This is a genomic window from Cellulophaga fucicola, assembly GCF_900119145.1.
In the GTDB taxonomy this organism is placed as follows: Bacteria; Bacteroidota; Bacteroidia; order Flavobacteriales; family Flavobacteriaceae; genus Cellulophaga; species Cellulophaga fucicola.
On sequence record NZ_FPIY01000001.1, the window covers coordinates 1,103,800 to 1,122,428 of the forward strand.

Genomic DNA, 18,629 nt, shown 5'->3' on the forward strand with positions numbered 1-18,629 from the left:
AATTTTCAAGTATTATTAACTAACACTTAAATTAATGTATTTTAAAAATATTCCTTTTAAATTAAAAACCATACTTTTTTTTGCATTATCTGCAATTTTTTGCCAGACAATACAATCTAATAATGGTGTTTACAAAAAACAAAATATAACTGTAAACTATAAAAACACAAATTTAGTAACTCTTTTAAAAGAGGTAAGTAACCAAACGGCATATAATTTTAGCTATGGAGAAGATATTATAAAAGACAAAAATAAATACACAGTATCTTACCAAAATATTAGCCTAGAGTCTGCCTTAAAAGACCTAAGTACAAAGGCTAATTTTAATTATAAAGTAACAAATAAAATTGTTTTAATTAAAAAGAAAGCTACATCTAAAACCATCAGCAATGTTCAAAAAGAAATAACTGGTACCGTTGTAGATGAAAACGGAGATCCTTTACCAGGTGCAACCATTCATGAAGTAGGAACATCTAATGGTGTTACTACAAATTTTGATGGAGAATATGCTATAACTGCTACTACCGGAAGCATTTTAAAATTCTCTTATATGGGATATAAGAGTAAAGAATTAAAAGTTACTCAAAGTATTGTAAATATTCAGTTAGAATTAGATGCTGCTGAGTTAAATGAAGTTGTTGTTGTAGGCTACGGTAGTCAAACAAAGTCAGATGTTACTGGAGCTGTAACGCAACTTAAAGAAAGTAGTTTTAGACAAGGTATTAACACATCTCCAGATGCTCTTTTACAAGGTAAGGTTGCTGGTGTTAGGGTTGTTAACGCTAGCGGAGAACCAGGTGCTGGTATTAACGTTACAATACGTGGTGTGGGGTCTATTAGAAGTGGTAGTAGTCCATTATTTGTTGTAGATGGTGTACCATTAACTAATGATAATGTTAGTCCGTCTGGTAGCAATGTAGGTTTTGGTGCTTCTAGCGCAAAAAACCCTCTGAACTTTTTAAATACTAGTGATATAGAGTCTATTAACGTACTTAAGGATGCTTCTGCTTCTGCAATATATGGTGCAAGAGGCTCTAACGGTGTTGTAATAATTACCACAAAAAAAGGTAAAGCAGGTAAAGGCTCTTTATCTTTAGACTCTTACATTGGTATATCTACGGTTGCAAACAAAATAGACTTGTTAGATGCTAATGAATATAGAAATGCACTAACAGACCCTACTTTTGACCACGGTAGCTCTACAGATTGGCAAGATGTTATTTACAGAACAGCAATTACAAAAAATAATGTGTTGTCTTATTCTAAAGCATCAGAAAGTGGCAATTACTATGTTTCATTGGGGAATATGGACCAAGAAGGTATTGTTAATAATAGTGAATTTTCTCGTACTTCTGGTAGAATAAACGTAGAAGAAAGCTTTTTAGACAACAAACGTTTAAAACTAAAAGTTAATCTTACTGCTAGTGAAACTAAAGATAATGGTGTACCAACTAGTGATGATGGAGGCTCTAATGGACAGTTAATTATACACACGTTAATGGCCAACCCAACAAGGCCTGTCTTTGATGAAGACGGAGCATATACTAACTTTAATATGAATGCACATTACAATCCTGCATACCTATTAAGTATTTATGAAGATGAAACAAGAACGCTGCGTGTTTTAGGTAATATAGAGGCTTCATTACGCATTTTTAACGGCTTAGAGTACAAATTAAATTATGGTGTAGACAAGTCAGTAGCAGAGCGTAACACTACGGTTTACCCTAACTTAACAGATTTAAATCCAACAGGTATGTATGTTCAAAATAACTTAGAGTCTCAGAGCTCTTTGTTAGAGCATTACTTAACATTTAATACTACAATAGCAGATAAACATAAGCTAGAAATTTTAGGTGGTTTCTCTTATCAAAAGTTTGAACGTTCTGGTACGAGTTTTAATTATGATAATTTACCAGAAAAAGGAACTGGTGTTAAACCTGTATACAATCCAACATCTAATAACTCACAAATAGACATTAATGGTTTTGCTCAAGAAAACGAATTACAATCATACTTTGGTAGATTAAATTATTCTTATGACAGTAAATACCTTTTAACGGCATCTATGCGTGCAGATGGTTCTACTCGTTTTGGTAAAAACAATAAGTACGGGTATTTCCCTTCTTTTGCATTGGGTTGGAATATCTCTAAAGAAGATTTTTTAATTAATAGCAATGTAGATAATTTAAAACTTAGAGCAAGTTGGGGACAAACAGGTAACCAAGAGGTACAAAATAAAATAACTCAGGCTAGTTACGCTATATCTGGTGCAGATGGTTATTATTTGTATGATGATCAAACACTAACTAATGGTGTTTCTGTTTTAAGAACTCCAAATCCAGATTTAAAGTGGGAAGTAGTAACACAGTACAATCTTGGTGCAGATTTTAGTTTATGGAACAGAAAGTTATATGGTTCTTTAGATTATTTTAAGAAAACAACTACAGATGCTATTTTAAATATCCCATCACAAGTATTAAGCCCTACTAACAATATATGGGTTAACATAGATGGCGAGATTGTAAATAACGGATTAGAATTTATGTTAGGTTCTAACATCATATCTACAGAAAATTTTAACTGGGATGTAGATGTAAATGGTGCGAAACTAAAAAATGAAATTAAGAATTTACCTGTTTCAGAAATTTTATCTGGAACTATATCTGGTCCAGGACAATCTGGTGTATTAGCTAATATCTATAAAAGTGGTTACGCAGCAGGTTCTTTTTATTTACTAGATCATACAGGCTTTAACGCCAATGGAGAAGATGTATATAGAGATGTTAACAATGATGGCAATATTACGGGTGATGACAGGATTATAATTGAAGGTGCTCTACCAAAATTCTCATACGGTTTTAACAGTCAAATGAAGTATAAAAATTTCGATTTTTCTTTTTCAATTATTGGTCAAGCTGGAGGGTATTTGGTAAACAATACAGGCTTAAATGCTTTAAACATAAACAATTTAGCATCGGACCGTAACGTGTCTAAAAAGTACTACGAGTCTGGAGCTAATCAAGAAAATTCACCTCAATTATCAACTTTGTACTTAGAAAAATCAGACTTTATAAGACTTAATACAGCTAGATTAGGATATAATTTAAAGTTGAACAATCTAAACTGGTTAAATGGTATTAATTTTTATGTTACTGGACAAAACCTTTTAACCATTACCAACTACTCTGGTTATGACCCTTTAATAAACAGCCAAAAAGCAAGTGGTGGCAATCAATCTTTAGGTATAGATTACTCTAGCTATCCAGGTTCTAAGACATTTATATTAGGGGCAATTTTAAAATTTTAAAAGATAATAATGATGTATAAAAAAATAAAAATAGTAGGTATAACTTGTCTGTTGCTAAACTTTTTAATTACAAGTTGTACAGACCTTGAAGAAGTTGTTTTAGATGAAGAATTAGGAGAAGAAGTAGCAGATCCAGAAGGAGTATTAGCTGCTGCTTATGATCGTTTAGGTGATAAAACATTTGTAGACCATGGCGGTGTATTTGCCTTACAAGAGTATTCTACAGACATTGCAATGCTTGCAACAAGAGGTAGTGACTGGGGAGATGGTGGTAAATGGCGATCTATGCATGAGTTTACTTGGACACCAGATAACAGTATAGTAACTGGTAACTGGAACAACTTAACAAACGGTATAACTAGAGCATTAACAGCCGTAGAAAGTATTAACCAAACAGAATTTAGTGATAAAGAATTGTTTTTAGCAGAAGCAAGAGGTTTGGTGGCTTTTTATACCTATACAACCTTAGATTTATTTGGACAAGCACCATACAGAGACCCTTATGGAGGAGACCAAACTATACAAATTTTAAAAGCAGAAGATGCAATAGATGACTTAATTATAGAGGTAGAAACGATACTTCCTAACTTAGCATCTATAGGAGAACAAAATACGTTTAACGGTAGGTTTACTAAAGAAGCTGCTTATGGCTTACTAGCTACAATGTATCTAAACAGAGCTGTTTTTAAAGATAGATATAATAGTGGTTCTACCTTTAATTTTACTGAAGCATCTTTAGAAGCTGGTAAAACAGATATGGATCAAGTAATAAAATACACTTCTTTAATTGTTGATTCTGGTAAATTTAACCTAGAGTCTAATTACTTCTCTAATTTTTCTATTAATAACAATCAAAGTTCAGAAATGATATTTGCAGTAGTACAGCAAATAGAAGCCGTAAGATCTGGTGACAATGACTTTGGGTATGTTTGCGTAGCTCGTAACCAAAGACCTTCTCCTTCTAATAGAGGAACAAATGCAGCTTGCACTACTCCAGAGTTTTTTGCAACATGGAACAATAATCAAGACGACCCAAGGTTTTCTAGAAAATATCAATACACAGATGGTACTTGGTTTATGAATGATGGTTCTGATGTTAGCGTACCTGCAGAAGATATTGTACCAAATTCAGATAATTTACCTTGGTTTCATTTTAATAGTGGCTTTTTATACAATCAACAATATGGTCCTGTTTTAGATGGTAATGGTGGGTATATTATGACAAGTGATGGCCGTATAGAAGTATCTTCTTTAGTAATGGAAAAAAGTGCTACTACACCAATGAATTTTACACCAGAGTTAGATTTTGATAATCCTGTGCAAGCAATTTTTGCTCAAGACCAAATAAACCGTGGAGCACGTATTTTTAAGTTTGAATATGATCCAGAATCTGGTAACGGAAGAAGTAAAGTAGATATTCCTTTATACCGTTTAGGCGGAATTTATGCTATGAGAGCGGAAGCTTACCTTAGAAATGGGCAAACTGCATTGGCTTTAGATGATATAAATATGTTAAGAACTAGCAGAACTAGAGAATCTTTATATGGTAACACTCCTGGCCAAGCGCTTACTAGTTTAAATGAAGAACAACTGTATAATGAAATTGGATTTGAGCTGTATTGGGAAATGAAAAGAAGACCACAAATGATACGTTTTGGTAAGTTTGATGAAGCTTATACTGCAAAACCACAAACGGAACCTTTTAGACGTATTTTTCCTATACCACAAGAAACTACAGACGTAACCGAAGATTTTACACAAAACACTGGTTACTAAGTAACCATAACTTGCTAATTATAGTTTTTTAGTTTTTTTATTACCTCGTTAAGTAATTAGCAATAAAGCCAGGCAAATTTTGCCTGGCTTTTTAAATTTTTAACCTCTATTACTGACATATATAATACAAAATTTAGCGACCTTTAAATCTTAAGCTGAATAAATAAGTTTACAATATCTTCTAAAAAAGTAAAAACCAGAAAAAAACCTATCTCAAAAATAATATTTGCCTTAGCTGCGCTACTTTCAATTTGGGGTCCTGTCTTGGTTTTTCAAAAATTATTTTTAAGTAGTATTAAATATTACAACCCGTACAACAACGAACTTGTTTTACCTTTAATGTTTTGTCTTTTATACATTTTACTTTGCATATGGTTGGTTCCTAAAATGAAAAACACAGTTTTTCAAAGTATCTTTTTTCTACTAGCACCACTTCTAGTAATCGCTTATGTCTTTTTTGATATTGCAGATACTAATAAAATTGAATTTGGTACAATATGGACAGCAATAGAAGTTTTTATATCCTTAGTTTGGAGTAAATCCTATTTTCTGCCTTTACTTATAATTGGGGTTCTTTTAAATTACATAAGTAATTTATGGTATTTTAAAAGTAAGAATAGGAAGTTATAAAAGGTAACACCAGTAACTAGTATAGCTCGTCCTTCTATAATTCTATTAAGTCAAAAACATTTTATAATACATTCTCTTGTAATAGTAAAGATCTATTAGCATTACTAAAAACTAGTAACAGAGCAATACTTTTTTAAAGAAGGTAATATTCTGCTCATAAAAGATATAATAAGCTTATTCTTACAAATTTATAGGTTTTATATTTGATTATATTATTAATTTTTCAAATTTTACTACTATGAAATTACAAAACTTTACAAGAAAAAAAGTAATACAAGCCTTTTTGGTGCTCTTTATTACTAGTTCTAGCGTTGGCTCACTATTTGCTCAAAATAATGGATCTAACAAATTACCTTCTGCCAGATCTGAAAATGAATTTTTTACAGATAATTCTTCTAGTATTCCTAATTCCAGAAAAGAAACACTTACAAATATATCTGGAGACGATTCAGCTACATTACAAAATCTAATAAACAACTTATCGCAGCAAGGTAATGGCATAATTACAATTCCTGCTGGAACTTGGCACTTTGGAGAAATAGAGATGAAGTCTAACATACATTTACGTATACACCAAAATGCAATAATAAAACCAACCATTAATTCTAATTTACCAAACTACTCTATCTTTAGAATAGGATATACTAACTATAAGTCTACCAATGTAAGTATTAGATCTATAAGTGGTTTATTTACAATAGACTTAACGGGACTTGCACCAGAAACTAGAATAACTCCTTTTAATGTTAAAGAAGCTGAGAATTTTATGGTAGCAGGCTGTAACGTAAAAGATAAACAAACTATACACGCTACATTAAACTGCTCTGCTAGTCAACGTGGTGGTGTTTGGAGAGGGCCTATAAATGGACTAGTAAAAAATATTACTGTACAAAATGCTCATGGAGGCTATGGTGCTATACAAGTTAGAACAGGAGAAAATTTATTCTTTAAAAATATAAACTCCTTATCTGGTGGCGTGTCTTTACGTATAGAAACTGATGATGTATCTGCATCTGGTGGAAGAATTCCGCAAAATGTAGCAATAGCAAATAAAATATCTGGTTATAATATAAGATGTAAAGATGGCAATGCTGCTGTTATGATACAACCCTGGGGAGCAAAAAATGGTTGGTTTGATGTTGAAAAAATTGAAGCTATTGGTTGTATGGCAGCAGTAAGAATAGATAAAGCATACGTAGAGCTAAATGCTCCTAGCATAGGTACTTTTAGCAACAAATCTCGTATTACAGATATCACTAAAGTTACATATGGTGTTAAAGCACAAGTTAAGCAAGGCGTATTTCCTTGGGTTCCATGTAACCTAAGAACAAATAGAAATATTTTAAAACCCAACCCTATTCCTAATATGGAAACATATCATCAAGGACCAAGTATAGCCCCTGTTTTGTACAGAGCATCTAACTCAACATCTTCTAACGATCCTAGGTTGTATACTGTTAATATTCCATCAGAAAATGCTATAAGCTCTGTTACTACTGGTTTTCCAAACAATTCTTTAATTATTTCTAGAGAAAATAATCAAGTTGGTACTTGTACTAATTCTAATATAGTATCATCTGAACTAGAAGAAGAAGTTAAAGTGTATCCAAATCCAGTTTCAGGAAATAATGTAACCATTGCCGTTAAATTAAAAAAGCAAGGTAATTTAGACTTACGTGTTTACGATTTTAATGGCAAATTAGTTTACAATAATCAATTAGGAAATTTTAATGCCGGAAATCAAGAGTTTACATTTACAAAACAAGCTCTAAACATTAAAGAAAAGGGTATGTATATTGTAGAAGTAAGTAGTAATAATACTATTCTAAAAAAACATAAGGTTTTGGTTAAATAAACTTAATACAATAAAAAAGCCACCTATTAGGTGGCTTTAATTTTTTTAGATTACAATGAATTTATAACCATCTCCTTCTGAGAAGTAAAGGTTCTTATGGTTTTTCTTAAACCAACTTATCCACTCCTTGTCCGTTTTAAATGTTTGCTTAGTATATCTTAATAAAATACGATAAGCCATTTCTTTTTTACTCTTATCCTTAAGCATTGTTATTGCTTTATCTAGTAATTTAATATCATCATTTGCTATACCAAGAGATTTTGCATCTTCATCTAAAATCATTTTGTACCAACCGTACTTCTCTGGATAAAAATAATCTAGGTTTTCTTTATAATAGTTTTCATAAGCAGACCAGTCTTCTCCAAATTTATCTTTTAATTCTTGTGATTGATGACGTATGGTCCAAGCCCTAGTTTCTTTTCTAATAGGCATTTTTAACATCATTTTTTCCATATCAGAAAGCTCTTCACCAGAATCTTTTCTCTCCTGTAACTTTAATTTATTTTCTTTCGCTTGTACAGTATCTTTATTAATGTAATGTAACCAAGCTGCAGAACCTTTGTCTGACAACGTCCATTGTTGCTCTCTTAAGTACTTTTTTAACTGTACTCCCTTATTTTTTTTTGTGACTTGTTTTGCCCCTTTAAATGGCGCTATGTAATGTATAGAATTTATAAAAGCTAGTTTAGCATTTTCTGTCATAAATTCTGGTGCAGCAGCAAAGCCCCAATGAAAAAAGTTTGCATGACGACCAATAGCAGTTGCCTCTATACCTTTATCACAAGTACCACTAGAAATCCACTCAGCATCTATACCATTATCAAAATTATATCCAGTAGAAACTAGTCCAATTGGAAATCCTTTACCATCTCTATATCCTTCTGTTTGCATACGTAACATTGGCATTTCCTCCCCTAAATTACGTCCACCATAACGCACTTTATAATTACCTGTTAAAGTAACATCTTCATAAGCAACATTAACCTTATTTGGCGTATTAAAAATAGGGTGATCTAATTTCATAGAATGCGCGTGTGCATCTAAACACAAACACAAATGATCTATTTTAAGTTGTCTTCCTTGACCAATAAATGCAGATGGCTCACCTATCATAATTGTTGCAGCCGAGTACGAATTTGATAAATAAGTAGGTTGTGTATATACTTCTTTTCCTGCTTCCTTAATAAAAACCATTCCACCTTCTGTTAATTTAGGTAAATAAGCATCTATAATAGTGACATCAAATTTAGCAGACATTTGTTCTTTATAATCCTCAGCATAAACTACTATAACATTTTTAAAATAGTTTTCTAAAAAAACTTTAAAATCTGCAGTTCTTCTTTTCTGTAAACTTTCTGCTCTTTTAGGGTAAGCTGTTATAGACAAATCTCTTTTAGATAAAGGTTTCTCAGGATTAACGCCAACATAAAGCACTTTTAAATTAGATTTTTTAACAACTTTTTTACTTAACGCAAGGTTACTGTAACCTGCATTATATACTAGTGAGAACACTAATATTGTAATAACAATTTTTAAATTTTTCATTTTTGTTAGAATTATAGCGTTAGTATTATTTCTTTTTTAATTGGAGGCAAGCACATATTAACATCGCAGCTTTGATAGTAAATCCAACATGTAACTGTTGATCCTTTTATATCTTCTCTACTTAATGCTATGTTTTGTTTAAAATCTACTTCTCCTACGTACACAAACAAGTCTTTTTTCCCTGGATAAGCTTCAGGCGAAGGTTTTTTCATCTCCCCTACATTTACAACTCCTTCTGGTAGTTCTATTCCTATTTTAGAATTAATATATGGGTCTTTAGGAGATACATAAGCGTATATATGAAACCCCTCTAAAATCTGTGCTCTTAGGACAACTGTTTTAACCAAAGAATCATCAGTATCTAATAACATTGCGCCAACACTAACAGGGTCTAACATTGTTGGTTCTTCTAGTGGTATTACAATTTTATTTTCTTTCCCTTGCGATTGTACTGCTGTATAAAACAAACATAGAAACACAACCATTATTAGTTTTTTATTTCTCATATCTTAATATCCAAATAGCTCTTCTAATTTTTCATCTAGACTTTTATCTCTTAACTGGCGTGCAATAATTACTCCATTTTCATCTAACAAAAATGTTGTTGGAAGAAAAGGAACTCCATATTGTTTAGCTATTGTACCATAACTTCCGTTTCCGCTTGGATCAACATCAAAAACGTGATTCCAAACAGTCTCATCTTCTGCTATAGCTTTTCTCCATTTATCTTCTTGATCTGCAGTACCAACAGCAATTACATTAAAACCATCTTTTTTGTACTTAGCATATACTTCTTTTAAATGAGGAAAAGAAGCTCTACAAGGAACACACCAACTAGCCCAAAAATCTACAAAAATGTATTTTCCTTTTACACTAGAAAGTGCTAGGTCTTTATTGTCTAAGGTTTTTAACGTAAAATCTGGAACTTTAGAACCTTCTCCAAAACTTTCAAAAATTTCTGTATATGTTTTTTTGAAATATTGATACATTGCTGTTTTTGTAGCGTCACCTTTAAAAAGTGGGTAGATCTCTTTCATTTCCTCCTTAGACATACGCCCTTCACTAAACTGAAAACTTAATACGTAAGAAGAAACAGCAGATGTAGGATTATTTTTTACATAATTAATCTTAGACAGTTGGTACTCTTTTTGTCTCTCACTAGATAAATGATTTAAAGAAGCTAATTTTTTTTTAACAGCATTAATTTTAGCTTCATCTTTAGAGTTATAAGCATCTGTCATTTCTTTACGCAAAGCAACCAAAGGTCCATACTTTTTAGCGTTAAAAATACTTTGTGCTTTTTCTTTTTCCGCTGCAAAAGTATCTTGACTTTTAGATCCACTTACTTCTGCTTCAAACTGTCCATATTTGTCTGCTTTTTCAACATCAATAGTCAAAGATATATTGCTATTTTCTAGAAAAAAGCCTCCCATTGTATTGTATTTTTCATTTATAGAGATACTTACCATATCAATATAATCTACAGTTCCAGACATTTTAAAATGACCATTCTTTATTTGAGCACTATCTACTACAACTGCTTTTGCAGATCTATCTACAATGTTAGGTCTTATAATTTTAACCCAACCTTTTTCTACTCCTTTAACTGTACCAGTTATAGTATATCCTTTACTTTTTTCTGATGCAAAACTACTACTTACAGTAATAATGGTAAAACACAACAATAGTAGTGTACTTATTTTATATCTTGTTTTCATAAAAACTGTTTTATAAATTAATGTCCAAATACTTCTTTAAGTTTCGCATCTAATTCTTCTTTAGATGGATTTCTTAAAATTATTTTTCTGTTGCTATCTACTAATAGTGTTGTTGGTAAATGTGGTACACCGTAAGATTTTGCTACTGGACCATAAGCGTGGTTTTCACTAACGTCATAAACGTGGTTCCAAGGAGTATTATCTTCTTTTATTGCCTTCTTCCACTTCTCTTTTTCATCTGCAGTACCAACACCTACTATTGTAAAACCTTTATTTTTATATTGTTTTCTTAATTCTTTTAAATGAGGAAAAGAAGCCCTACAAGGCACACACCAACTAGCCCAAAAGTCTACTAATATGTACTTGCCCTCTACCTTAGATAAGGTTAATTCATCTCCTTGAACTGTTTGTAATGTAAAATCTGGTGCAATGTTACCAACACCTACATTCTCAAAATTATCTTTATATATTTTTGTTATGAATGTTTTAAAAAAAGTGGCCTTACGTGCATCCCCTGTAAAAAGCTCATAATATTCTTTTAACTCTTCTCTAGACATTCTACCCTCTGTGTACTGAACTCCAAGAACATAAGGAGCTACTGCAGAACTTGGATTTGCCTTAACAAAATCGTATTTTATATTTTTATACTTAGCCGTTCTTTCCTCTGCTAAACTTTGTAAACTCTCTTGCTTCTTTAAAGCTTCATTTATCAACTCTTCACTACCCTCTTTTTTGGCTTTAGCAAACATTTGTCTAACCTCATTAAAAACATCATATTTTGGATCTTTAAAAACAGCTGAGGCTTTTTCTTCTATTTCTTCATACTTATCTTGCCCCTTAGATCCTTTTACATCTAATGCAAACCTATTATTTCTGTCTTTCATCTTCTCAATATCCGCAGTGATCTCTATAGCACTATTCTCTAGATAAAAATTTGACGTATATTCTCCTAATTCTAATGTTACCATATCAGGAAAAGCGATCTCACCAGTAAACTTAAATTTACCGTTTACAATTGGTACACTGTCTATAACATTAATCTTGTTTTGATTAAAAATTTGATAATCTGTAATTTTAGCATAAGAATTATCTAACCCTTTTACAGTTCCTGTTACAACATAACCATCTTCTTTTGGCTGCTCTTTTTTCTTGTCTTTACAAGAATAAAAAACAGTACTTACACATATTATTGCAGCCAATATTTTTATTGCTGTTCTCATATTTTAAATTTTTATTTTAATAATTCTTCTAACATTTCAAAAGCTTCTTCTCCACCTCCAACAAATCTTTTAACAATTTTTCCTCTTCTATCAAGAATAAATTTGGTTGGAAAACCTTGTACATTAAATCTGTTTACAAAATTGTCTGGTGTATTTGCTTTATCACTTAAAAGCTGTAACCACTCATATTCGTTTTTAGCTGTAAATGCTTTAATTTTCTCTTTAGTATCTCCAGAGTTTATTCCTACTACAACCAAATTATCTTTATATTTTTCTTGAAATTCTTTTACTTGTGGCATTTCTGCTACGCAAGGCCCACACCATATTCCCCAAAAATCTATTAGCACATACTTACCTTGTAAAGAACTTATATTAAACTCTTTACCAGATAATGTTGCTGTAGTTTTTATTGATGGTACAGGAGAACCATCTACAGTAGCTTTAATACCTTTTATACGCTCGGCAACATTTTTATAATCTGGGTATTCTGCTAAATCTGTAGATAAAGAATTAAATAACTCCTCTGCCTCCTCATTAGTTACTTGTGTACGTAACATTAAATCGTTTAAATACCAAGCAGAAGCTATAGAATTAGGATTGCTTTTTATATGTTTTTTTAAGGCTTCTATAGATTTTTTAAAAATTGTTTCTGCTTGTTTATCGTTTGCCTTTATTTTCACAGAATCTGTCTCATACGTATTTTTTACAGCTAAGTTTCCCATTTGGTTATACATTGGGTACATTAACTTGTTTACTGCTGCTAAACTGTTATTAAATTTATCTCCGCTTGGGTAAGCATCCATAAAATCTGTTGCTTCACCTGTTACAGTAACATTTGCTCCTGGAGAAGCATAAAATGTTAAGTATGCACATTTTACAGGAAACATTCCACGGCCACCTTTTGGTTTCTTAAAAAGTTTATCATCTGGACCATTAAATCCTGGGTAAACTCTAATTTGAGACAATTCTGAAATAGTGCTAGAAAAATTAAATTTACCATCTACAACAATTATTGAGTCTGATGGTGTAGTTCTAGTATACTCTTTATCTGGATGCCTGAAATATAAATTACCTACTAACCCTTTAATTTCTCCTTTTAAAGTAAATGTATTTTTAACGTCTTGCGCATTAATATCATTAGAAAATGATACTAATACAATAGCAAGTAAGAATGTGATATTTTTGAATAGTTTAGACATAATGTTAGAATAAAAATGTTTTAAATGACGAAAAGTTATTGAATAAGAACCCTATACCTATTATGTTTTGTACATACAAGTAGTCTTTAGCATAAAATAAAAAGGAAGCAACCAAAAAGGTTACTCCCTTTACCTATTTTTAATATTGATTTTGTTTTAAAACACCGCCAGAGGCTATAATATCTGTCTCTGGAATTGGGCGAGCAAATTTTCTAGAATTTTTATCTAATGTAAAATTAATAGGTGTTTCTGATGATAAAACTGTACCACCGGTATATGGGTAAAAAGTTCTACTTAAAGTAACATCATCAGTAGCTACTTCGTTATTATTTAATCTTCTAATATCATACCACCTATGCACAAAAGGCATTTCTCTTCTGCGTTCTTCTAATACTTTAGTTAAAGCATCTTCTTGTGATGTTGCAAATAAATCTCTAACATTGGCAGGCGCACTTGCATCTATTCTATATCCTCTTAAAATATTTGCAGTTTGTATACCATCTGCCCAAGATCCTTGTCTTACTTGGCATTCTGCTTTTATTAATAACATTTCTGGTACAGACGGGCCACTTAAAATATCTGACTTAAAAAAGAAAATATAACCAGGATAACTAAATGCAGGGTTTACTGCTCCTCTATCATACGTATAATCTTCTACAATATGATATTTGTAACGTAAGTCATAATCTTGATCATAAATACCTAAAAGATCTGTTGATGGGTAATAGTTCCATGAATAATTACTTAAAAATCTGTAGTAGTAAGATTCTCCCCACTCTAACTTATCTGTAGGAATAGTTTGCAAGTCATGCGTATAAGGATAATCTATATTTACTACCTCAGGATCTGGGTTAAAAATAGTTACAGGATTTGGTCTTGTAGAAAAGCTCATATCTGTATTATAATCTCTTAAAAAGTTATGCAAGTCTAATGCGTCTTCTGCATAAGATTGTGCTTTAGTGTAATCATTTAATGCTAAATAATACCTAGCTGCAAAACCTAAAACGGCTACTGTACTTGCTCTCCAAGTTCTGTTTTGACCATTAATAACCTCTAAATCCATATTTAACTCTAAAGCTATTTGTAAGTCTGTTTCTATTTGAGCATAAGTTTCTTCTAAAGTAGCCCTTTCTATATTTTCTTCAAAACTAGTTGTTTGTTTTAAAGGTAAGCCTAACTCTGCTTTATTGCCATTAGTGTATGGCAAACAGTAAATATTTGCCATTTGAAAATAACTATACGCTCTTATAAAATGAGCTTCGGCCTTTAATTGTTGTTTTTGAGTTTCAGATCCAGAAACATCTGATACATTTTGCAAAATTAAATTTGCTATAAATATTTTTTTCCACTCTTGTGTCCAATATGGTCTAGTTGTAGTGGGTAAATATTCTGTATCCCAAGTGGCATAATGTACATTTGTTGTTGATATAGAAGCCGGTATACCATCAAACAAATCTGTGGTTAGTGCAAAATCATCTGTTCCAAAAATCAATTCAGATGCACCTTCTGCTGCAAAAGTGCTATAGTCATTTAACAAACTCTCTAAATGGTCTATAGTTTCTGGCACTACAGATGTTGATTTTGAAGGGCTTTCCTCTAAAAAATCATTACAACTAACAGAAGCACCTACTAATACAATGCCTAATATATATTTATAAATTTTCATAGTTTCCTTAATTTAAAAGTTAAAATTTAATCCAAAAGTTAATGAGCTCTGCAAGCGTAAACCTCCTTTAGGATATTCAGGATCTTCTCCAAAATCATTAAACAAAATAGTACCTACGTTGTTTGCTTGTGCATAAAAACGCATACTATTAACACCCATTTTTTGAGTAACTTTTGAAGGTAAAGAGTATGATAAACTTATTTCTTGAAATCTTATATGTGATGCATCTTCCGTTAAATAATCCATATAAGGATAATAACGTTCATAAAAATAGTATCTACCTTCTTCCTCAGGAATAGGGATAATGCTGTTTGGGTCTCCATTAACAACCTCACTATATTTTTCATTTATTTGAGAATTACCTCTTATAACACTTGGGTAATTAAAGCTTTGTCTTTTAAACACATGACCAAATTTACCTGTTACAATAAATGAAAAATCAAAATCATAAATTTTAAAAGAGTTTCTCATACCTACAGTTGTAGGAGCCACAAGTGTACCTTGTGCTTTCATAAACTCTCTAGAGTCTCCTTGAGCAAAATTAATTACTGTAACAGCTTCTCCGTTTTCTCCAATAACAGATGGTTTTAGCACTGGGTTAGCTTCTGACCCCACATTGGTTAAACCTGCGTACTGAAAAGACCATAAAGTATTTGCATCATAACCTTCTACATAAGATGTTGTAGGACCACCATATAATTCATAAGATTGGTAATTGGTTTTAAAAAAACTATTTATTTCATTTTTATTGTGTGCAAAATTTACAGAACCAGACCAAACAATATCATTATTTTTTATTGGTAATGTTGTACCTAAAGTAACCTCTATACCCTTATTAAGCATTTCTCCATTATTAAACTTTTGGTTAGTTGTACCATTAACAGATGCTATAGATTGATTCACAATTAAATCAAAACTTTGCTTATTGTAAACATCAACAGATCCAAAAAGTTTACTTCTAAATAATGAAAAATCTACTCCAAAGTTTAATGTTTTTGTTTTTTCCCATCTAAGTGTTGGGTTTCCAAAACTAGAAATAGTTGCCGTATTTTCTTGTGTAAACACATTTAAAGATGGGTTTACATTAATTAATGGTTTAAAAGAAGTAGACCTATCTACATTACCATTAAAACCGTATGTTGCTCTAAGGTTTAACCTGTTTAACCAAGTAGCACCAGTTAAAAAGTCTTCTTTATGCGCTTTCCAACTACCACCTACAGACCAAAAAGGGTTGTACCTAAATGAAGGGTCATCTGTTATTAGGTTTGATGCATCTGTTCTGTAACTACCTGTTACAGTGTACTTGTTATTAAAAGTATACCCTAAGTTACCAAACAAAGAAAAGAACCTGTTTGTATACTCTTGGTATGTAGTTGTTGGTGTTATATTAAACGGATAAAAGAAACTAGCATAACGTAATGGATAACCATTCCACATACTTGCAGTTTCTACAGGATTTAATAGTTCTGATGATGCTAAAGTTTCATCATTATAACCAAAAGAATCTGGGTGTATTGTACTAGTTGTTACTCTGTTAGACAGCTCTGTACCTGCTATAAAACTTATAGTATGCTTGTCTGCAAATGTTTTATTAAAGTTTAACTGATTTCTAAAGTTATATGAATTTACTGTTGTTTCAGATTTTTTTAAAACACCTCCTGTAGGCACATTCTGTGTTGGAACGGTATTATAATCGTAATTCCAACCAGATGTTTCATTTACAAACTGACGAACATCAAACGTTTTTTCATTATAGTAATTATCTACGTTAGTCTTAAAAATTTCATATTGTATTTTAGAAGATACAGAAAGGCCATCTATAATTTTAAAATTTAAACCTGCCTGTATACGGGTATTTAAACTTTTTGTAGAAAAATCTCTGTTTTCTACTTCTGTAATTGGGTTGTAAGACCAATCTGAATATGGAAAAGCTTCTGTAGGCACAAACATATCAAAATTTGGTTGGTAATATTTTAGGTATGATAAATCATTATAACCACCATCTTCATTAACCAACATATCCCAAGGAGCTAAAGATCTTATTGTACTAAGCATATCTCCTTCTCCATATATATTTTGCGTACCAGAGTTATTTCTTACATCTCTGTACTGAAACATACCCGCAAAATCAAAATCTAACCTATCATTTACTTTTATTTTACTAGTATAGTTTATAAGGTATTTATTTTGCTCATCTCCTTGAAAAAAAGTGCTGCTATCCTCAAACAATAATGACAAGTTGTTTTTCATAGTCTCACTACCTCCTGCTACACTTATGTTATACTGCTTTGTTATTGGTGCATTAAGCAAATAATTTTCTATTTGGTCTCTATTATTTAAACCAGATAAAGCAGCTAATTGAGCATCTCTTTCTTCATTAGTAATTCTCCCTAAACGAGCTTCGTTCATTGCTGTTAAAGGCAATGAATATGCCTGTAAATTAAAAACTGTTCCTCCTTGAGGTCCGCCAATAATACTACCAAAGAAATCCGAATCAAAAGAACGTTTTTCATAAGCAATAATATCACTTGCCGGAGCAGATGCAATAATATAGTCTAAGTCTAACTTGCTAGATGTTTTAATAAATGTATTAGCAGATATTGTTGTTTTACCCTGTTTCGCTTTTTTTGTTGTTACAACAATTACACCATTTGCAGATTTTGCTCCCCAAATAGATGCTGCTGCTGCATCTTTTAAAACAGTAATGCTTTCTACGTCGTTAGGGTTAATAGTTTCAAAACCATCTTCTATAGGAAAGCCATCTAAAACAATTAAAGGTTGTTGGTCTGCAAATAAACTAGACTGACCTCTTATTTGAAAATCTATACTACCATCTGAATTAATTGTACTTTGTAAACCCGCAACCATACCAACTAATCTTTCTGATATACTAGATGCCGGCTTCTCTAATTGACTTTTTTTAATTGTCTCAAAAGCACCAGTAGATCTCTCTTCTGAGATTTGCTGATAACCTGTAGAAATTACTGTAACCTCATCTAAAACATTTACGTTTTCTTTTAAAACTACATTAATTACACTTTCATTTTCCTTAACCTTTATTTTTTGAGTAAGATAACCCACGTAAGAAAAACTTAATACATCACCTGCTTTGGCTTTAATTAAGTAATTACCATCAAAATCTGTAGTAACACCATTTGTTGTACCCTCTACTAGTATTGTTACACCTAATAATGGTGACGTATTTTCATCTAACACCTTACCAGTTATTTGTAATTGCTGATTAATAGATGAATTGCCAGGTTTTTTTACTATTACAATTGTTTTGTTTGGTAAAAACTCATAAGACACATCACTATTTTCTAGTGTTTTATCTAATAATGCATTAGCCTTTATGATTCCTTTATGTAGCGCCACTTTTGGATAAGCATCAAAAAAACCTTCACTATAAATAAACTTATAGTCGGTTTGTTCCATTATAATATCAAAAACCATATCTACACTAACAACAGCATCTGCTTTAATATTAATTTTAGCATTCTGCGAAAGCACATCTGTAGTTGTGAAACTAAAAATAGTGGTACACCATAAAAGGATAAAAGCTTTCATAATTTTCAATAGTAGTTTCCTTCCGGAATGGAAGAAAACATTTTTTAATTTAATTTTCATAAATTTGAGTGTTTTTTGGTTAGTTATTAATTAATCGAGATTCAAATAAAAACGGGGGATAAAGTGTTATTCTTTGGACGGCA

Annotated in this window: 10 protein-coding genes; 3 read left to right on the forward strand and 7 right to left on the reverse strand. The window is 31.5% G+C overall.

Annotated elements, in window-relative coordinates:
- Positions 1–34 precede the first annotated feature (34 nt).
- The 3 genes from BT107_RS04925 (at position 35) to BT107_RS04940 (ending at position 7,571) form a co-directional block, all read left to right on the forward strand.
- The gene (locus tag BT107_RS04925) at positions 35–3,310 is read left to right on the forward strand and encodes a SusC/RagA family TonB-linked outer membrane protein (protein ID WP_072302629.1); all 3,276 of its coding nucleotides are present in this window, start codon (positions 35–37) and stop codon (positions 3,308–3,310) included.
- Positions 3,311–3,319: 9 nt separating this feature from the next.
- The gene (locus BT107_RS04930; RefSeq protein ID WP_072302630.1) at positions 3,320–5,086 is read left to right on the forward strand and encodes a RagB/SusD family nutrient uptake outer membrane protein; all 1,767 of its coding nucleotides are present in this window, start codon (positions 3,320–3,322) and stop codon (positions 5,084–5,086) included.
- Between the two features lie 868 nt (positions 5,087–5,954).
- Positions 5,955–7,571, forward strand: coding sequence for a T9SS type A sorting domain-containing protein (locus tag BT107_RS04940; RefSeq protein WP_072302632.1), 1,617 nt, complete (start codon positions 5,955–5,957; stop codon positions 7,569–7,571).
- Positions 7,572–7,616: 45 nt separating this feature from the next.
- Here the strand turns inward: BT107_RS04940 and BT107_RS04945 are convergent, their stop codons facing one another.
- From BT107_RS04945 to BT107_RS04975, 7 genes are all read right to left on the reverse strand, one after another.
- Entirely contained in the window at positions 7,617–9,116 is a 1,500-nt protein-coding gene (locus tag BT107_RS04945; protein ID WP_072302633.1) for a hypothetical protein, read from the reverse strand.
- A gap of 11 nt (positions 9,117–9,127) precedes the next feature.
- On the reverse strand, positions 9,128–9,622 hold the full coding sequence (locus tag BT107_RS04950) for a protein-disulfide reductase DsbD domain-containing protein (RefSeq protein ID WP_072302634.1): 495 nt from the start codon (positions 9,620–9,622) through the stop codon (positions 9,128–9,130).
- Positions 9,623–9,625: 3 nt separating this feature from the next.
- Positions 9,626–10,834 carry an AhpC/TSA family protein gene (locus BT107_RS04955; RefSeq protein WP_072302635.1) on the reverse strand — a complete coding sequence of 403 codons (1,209 nt, stop codon included), beginning with the start codon at positions 10,832–10,834 and terminating at the stop codon, positions 9,626–9,628.
- Positions 10,835–10,851: 17 nt separating this feature from the next.
- Positions 10,852–12,054, reverse strand: coding sequence for a TlpA disulfide reductase family protein (locus tag BT107_RS04960; protein ID WP_072302636.1), 1,203 nt, complete (start codon positions 12,052–12,054; stop codon positions 10,852–10,854).
- Between the two features lie 11 nt (positions 12,055–12,065).
- Positions 12,066–13,253: a TlpA disulfide reductase family protein gene (locus BT107_RS04965; protein WP_072302637.1), complete on the reverse strand. Its 1,188-nt coding sequence runs from the start codon at positions 13,251–13,253 to the stop codon at positions 12,066–12,068.
- A gap of 139 nt (positions 13,254–13,392) precedes the next feature.
- A complete protein-coding gene (locus BT107_RS04970; protein ID WP_072302638.1) occupies positions 13,393–14,919 on the reverse strand; it encodes a RagB/SusD family nutrient uptake outer membrane protein in 1,527 nt (508 codons plus the stop codon).
- Between the two features lie 12 nt (positions 14,920–14,931).
- A complete protein-coding gene (locus tag BT107_RS04975; RefSeq protein WP_244543096.1) occupies positions 14,932–18,486 on the reverse strand; it encodes a SusC/RagA family TonB-linked outer membrane protein in 3,555 nt (1,184 codons plus the stop codon).
- Between the last annotated feature and the right edge of the window lie 143 nt (positions 18,487–18,629).

What these genes read in the sequence shown, in the direction of transcription:
- BT107_RS04960 (WP_072302636.1), bottom strand. Translation starts at nt 12,054, where the DNA reads ATGAGAACAGCAATAAAAATATTGGCTGCAATAATATGTGTAAGTACT.
- BT107_RS04945 (WP_072302633.1), bottom strand. Translation starts at nt 9,116, where the DNA reads ATGAAAAATTTAAAAATTGTTATTACAATATTAGTGTTCTCACTAGTA.
- BT107_RS04975 (WP_244543096.1), bottom strand. Translation starts at nt 18,486, where the DNA reads ATGAAAGCTTTTATCCTTTTATGGTGTACCACTATTTTTAGTTTCACA.
- BT107_RS04940 (WP_072302632.1), top strand. Translation starts at nt 5,955, where the DNA reads ATGAAATTACAAAACTTTACAAGAAAAAAAGTAATACAAGCCTTTTTG.
- BT107_RS04930 (WP_072302630.1), top strand. Translation starts at nt 3,320, where the DNA reads ATGATGTATAAAAAAATAAAAATAGTAGGTATAACTTGTCTGTTGCTA.
- BT107_RS04925 (WP_072302629.1), top strand. Translation starts at nt 35, where the DNA reads ATGTATTTTAAAAATATTCCTTTTAAATTAAAAACCATACTTTTTTTT.
- BT107_RS04965 (WP_072302637.1), bottom strand. Translation starts at nt 13,253, where the DNA reads ATGTCTAAACTATTCAAAAATATCACATTCTTACTTGCTATTGTATTA.
- BT107_RS04950 (WP_072302634.1), bottom strand. Translation starts at nt 9,622, where the DNA reads ATGAGAAATAAAAAACTAATAATGGTTGTGTTTCTATGTTTGTTTTAT.
- BT107_RS04970 (WP_072302638.1), bottom strand. Translation starts at nt 14,919, where the DNA reads ATGAAAATTTATAAATATATATTAGGCATTGTATTAGTAGGTGCTTCT.
- BT107_RS04955 (WP_072302635.1), bottom strand. Translation starts at nt 10,834, where the DNA reads ATGAAAACAAGATATAAAATAAGTACACTACTATTGTTGTGTTTTACC.